Source organism: Psychrobacter sp. PP-21 (genome assembly GCF_033790785.1).
Taxonomy (GTDB): domain Bacteria; phylum Pseudomonadota; class Gammaproteobacteria; order Pseudomonadales; family Moraxellaceae; genus Psychrobacter.
In genome coordinates this window covers 1-404 of the sequence record NZ_JAMYEB010000100.1, presented here as the reverse complement: position 1 = coordinate 404, position 404 = coordinate 1, and the positions used below count along the sequence as shown (strand labels likewise).

The following is a 404-nucleotide window of genomic DNA, read 5'->3' as shown; positions in this document are numbered from 1 at the left end:
CAATAAGCGCAACGGCCACACTAAAAAGACCGTCCGCAGTGACACAGGCAATCTTGAGATCTCCACCCCAAGAGACCGTGATGGTGACTTTGAACCTGCGTTAGTGCGTAAGCATCAAACCCGTATCTCAGGTCTCGATGATAAAATCATATTCCTTTACGCCAAGGGTCAAACCACCACTGAGATCGTAGAGAGCATTAAAGAGCTCTACGATGTCGACATCTCAAGCTCTCTTGTCTCAAGAGTCACCGATAACATATTAGAGGACATCACCGCTTGGCAGAACCGGCCACTGAGCAGCATCTATCCTATTGTCTATCTAGACTGCATCGTCGTGAAGATACGTCAAGACAAGCAGATCATCAACAAAGCCATTTACTTAGCCCTAGGCGTTAACCTTAACG

At 47.0% G+C, this 404-nt stretch carries 1 protein-coding gene; it reads left to right on the top strand.

Annotated features, from left to right (window positions below; genetic code table 11):
- Positions 1-404, top strand: a 404-nt coding sequence (locus NJD71_RS13750) for an IS256 family transposase (protein ID WP_319052455.1), incomplete at both ends; no start/stop codon positions are given.